This is a genomic window from Mycobacterium sp. TH-M103, from assembly GCF_057473785.1.
In genome coordinates, this window is record NZ_JBYCLG010000349.1 from 1 (window position 1) to 3700 (window position 3700).

The following is a 3700-nucleotide window of genomic DNA, read 5'->3' on the forward strand; positions in this document are numbered from 1 at the left end:
AGATCCGGCGCCGCGTCGGCGTAGGCGTTGCTGACCGCGGGCAGGACCTCGAGGTCGTGACTCAGCGCGGGCAGGCTGGGCTCCTGCTTGGCCAGGAACGAATCCAGGTCGGACAGCATCTGGCCGATCTTGTGGCCCCGCCCATTGACCGCCGACGCGAGCGCGCCGAGGGTTTCGTTGAGCTTGGCCGGATCGATGGTCGACAACAACGACGTGAGTTGCTGGAACACCGTGTTGATCTCGACGGTGACGTGCTTGCCCTCGAGGACCTGACCGGGGTGCAACGCCTGCGCCGAGGGCTGGGCCGGCGGTATCAGTTCGACGAACTTGGCGCCGAAGACGGAGGTCGAGGCGATGTCGACGAGCACATTGGCGGGAATGAAGTGCAGCTGCGAGGGCTCGAGCGCAAGGTGCAGGACGGCCTGACCGTCGGGCCGCACGTCGATCGAGGCGACCTTGCCCACCTCGACTCCGCGCATCTTCACCTTGGCGTCGGGGTTCATCACCAGGCCCGCACGCTGCGAGACCACGGTAACCGGGATGCTCGTGGTGAAGTCGCCCTGGAACAGGCCCACGGCGACGCCGACGATCGCGGCGACCACCACGATGGTCGCCAGGCCCGCCAGGGGGCGGGCATACGACTCCGCGCCGAAGTGACTGCCGGGCGCCGCCGCGACCGGTCTTGCGGCGCTGGTGGTTTCCGAACGATGGATGGGGCCGGGACCGAGATGCTCCGTCACGTCATGTCTCCTGCGCTACCCGGACAAGTGGAAGTTGCCGTTGGAGCCATAGATGGACAGCGATACCAGCAGCGTCACCGAGACGACCACGATCAGCGACGTGCGCACCGCGTTGCCGGTCGCGACGCCGACACCGGCCGGCCCGCCGGAGGCGAAGTAACCGAAGTACGTATGGATCAACAAGATCGTGAGCGCCATCAAAACGGCTTGCAGGAACGACCACAACAGGTCGATGGGGTTCAGGAAGGTCGTGAAGTAGTGCTGGTACAGGCCGCCGGACTGGCCGAACAACACCACCGTCACGAACTGGCTGGCCATGAAAGACAGGATGACGGCGATCGAATACAACGGGGTGATGGCCAGCATCCCGGCCACGATGCGGGTGCTCACCAGGTAGGACACCGGCCGAATCGCCATGGATTCCAGCGCGTCGATCTCCTCGTTGATCCGCATGGCACCCAACTGCGCGGTGACGCCGGCACCGAACGTGGCCGCGAGACCGATTCCCGCGACGATCGGCGCCGCGATGCGAACGTTGATGAAGGCCGCCAAAAAACCCGTCAGCGCCTCGATGCCGATGTTGCCCAGCGAGCTGTAGCCCTGCACGGCCAGCGTGCCGCCGGCGGCCAGGGTCAAAAAGCCCACGATCGCCAGGGTCCCGCCGATCATGGCCAAAGTCCCGGCGCCCATGCTGATTTCGGCGACCAGGCGAATGACTTCCCGCCGGTAGTGCGTGAACGCGAACGGAACGCCGGCGAGCGCCTTGCCGTAGAAGAGCGTGTGATCGCCGATTCGGCCCAAGGTGGCGACCGGCTTGTCGAGTTGTCGCGTCAGACGCGGGTAGGCGGCTCGCAGCGTCACAGTGTGTCCTCACACCTCCTTCGGAGTTCTTCTACTTGGCCGACATCCGGATGCCGATCGCGGTGACGACGACGTTGACCACGAACAGCGACATGAACGCGTAGACCACCGTCTCATTGACGGCGTTGCCGACGGCCTTGGCGCCACCGGAGGTGATCGTCAGCCCGCGGTAGCACGCGACCAGCCCGGCGATCAGACCGAAAAGCGCTGCCTTGACGCAGGAGATGATGACCTCGGGCACGCCGGTGAGCAGGGTGATGCCGGCGGCGAACGCGCCGGGGTTGACGTCCTGGACGAGCACCGAGAAGACGTATCCGCCCACGATGCCGATGATGACCACCAGGCTGTTGAGCAGCAGGGCCACCAGTCCCGCCGCCAGCATGCGGGGGGTCACCAGGCGCTGGATCGGGTTGATGCCCAGCACCTCCATCGCGTCGATCTCCTCGCGGATCGTTCGCGATCCCAGGTCCGCGCACATCGCCGTGGCCCCGGCGCCGGCCACGATCAGCACCGTCACCATGGGACCGACCTGGGTCACCGCGCCGAACGCGGCACCCGCACCGGAGAGGTCCGCGGCACCGAGTTCCCGCAACAGGATGTTGAGGGTGAAGCTGACCAGCACGGTGAAGGGGATGGCCACCAGCAAGGTGGGCGCGATCGCGACCCGCGCGACGAACCACGACTGTTCGAGGAACTCGCGCCATTGGAAGGGCCGGCGGAACAGGAACCGGACCGCGTCGGCCGACATCGCGAACAGGCCACCGATGGCCTCCATGGGCTTCGAGCCGCGCCCCAGCGAGATGCCCGCTGTCCAGCGCTCCGCGCCTCTACTCGCCATCGTTGCCACGCTCCTCCGGACTTGTGGCATCGGAACGAACCACGCTGTGCGCCAGACCGATCCGGGGCCGCCGGACGTGGCCGGCGGTCGCGGCTACAGCGTCGACCGTCCTCACGCCGGTCCTCCGTTCTGTTGCGTGAGTGGACACTCCGAAACACAGGTGGCCGAACAAGCCCCCATGGCTTGAAGCGTCCGGCGATTATGACTCATGCGGCGTCCAGGCGGAACCCAAACCGCGCAACCGTTATCAGGCGGCCCGTATTCACAGAATCCGGGAAGTACCGCCACGTTCCAACGGAAGTGGCGGTCGGCTCGAGCGTCGCTGGCAACGTTGGTCCTAGGTGACGGCGCCGGCCGTCTTGAGCTCGATGATGCGGTCCCAGTCGAGGCCGATCTCCATCAGGATCTCGTCGGTCTGCTCGGCGAACCCGGGCGCCGGGCCCGTCTGCGGGGCTCCGACATCGAACTGGACCGGGTTGGCGACGAGTTCGAGTTCGCCCGCGCGCACGATGTACTCGTTGGACCGGACCTGTGCGTCGTCGGCGGCCTGCAGGGTGTCCTGGACCGGGGCCCACGGCCCCGCGAGCGTGGCGAAGCGTTCGCGCCACTCGGCCAGCGTGCGCGCACCGATGGCCTTGGTCAGGATCTCCACCGCGTCGGCGGTGTTGGCGGCGATCTTCTCCGTCGTGGAGAACCGCGGGTCGTCGGCCAGTTCCGGTAGGTCGACGTGGCGGCACACGTCGGCCCAGAACTTGGTGGGCTGCATCATCACCAGGGAGATGTAGCGGCCGTCCGATGTCGCGTACACCCCCACCAGCGGGTTGATCGGCGAGCCGTGCACACCGGGCGGCGGCGCCTCCAGTCGCTGACCCAGATGCGTCGTCAACGCCACCGTGTGGCCCATCGACCACAGGCCGCTGCCCAGCAGCGAGACGTCCACGACCGACGGCTCGCCGGTGCGCTCCCGCTTGAGCAGCGCCGCGGCGATGCCACCGGCGAGGTTGGTGCCCGAGATCGTGTCGCCGTAGGCCGGCCCGGGCGGCCCGATCATGCCCGGCGTCCCGGGCGGCGTGATGGTGGCGGCGGTTCCGGCCCGGCACCAGAAGGCGGTCATGTCGTAGCCGCCCTTCTCCGACTCCGCGCCGCGCGGGCCGAGCGCGCTGCCGCGCGCGTAGATGATGTCGGGGTTGACCGCGCGGATGTCGTCGACGTCGATGCCGAACTTCTTGCGGTGTCCGGGCAGGAAGCTGGTCAGGAACAC

At 67.5% G+C, this 3700-nt stretch carries 4 protein-coding genes; all 4 read right to left on the reverse strand.

Features of this window, described 5'->3' with window-relative positions; translation table 11 throughout:
• Positions 1 to 740: MCE family protein (locus tag AC2VOR_RS19440; protein ID WP_486964338.1), on the reverse strand; the 740-nt coding region annotated here is incomplete at its 3' end.
• A 15-nt stretch (positions 741 to 755) separates the two neighbouring features.
• A complete protein-coding gene (locus AC2VOR_RS19445) occupies positions 756 to 1601 on the reverse strand; it encodes an ABC transporter permease (RefSeq protein ID WP_369737050.1) in 846 nt (281 codons plus the stop codon).
• A 31-nt stretch (positions 1602 to 1632) separates the two neighbouring features.
• The gene (locus tag AC2VOR_RS19450) at positions 1633 to 2439 is read right to left on the reverse strand and encodes an MlaE family ABC transporter permease (protein ID WP_486964339.1); all 807 of its coding nucleotides are present in this window, start codon (positions 2437 to 2439) and stop codon (positions 1633 to 1635) included.
• A gap of 337 nt (positions 2440 to 2776) precedes the next feature.
• Positions 2777 to 3700: CaiB/BaiF CoA transferase family protein (locus tag AC2VOR_RS19455; RefSeq protein WP_486964340.1), on the reverse strand; the 924-nt coding region annotated here is incomplete at its 5' end.

Excerpts from the sequence above, each read along its gene's own strand:
- AC2VOR_RS19450 (WP_486964339.1), bottom strand. The coding sequence starts at position 2,439 with ATGGCGAGTAGAGGCGCGGAGCGCTGGACAGCGGGCATCTCGCTGGGG.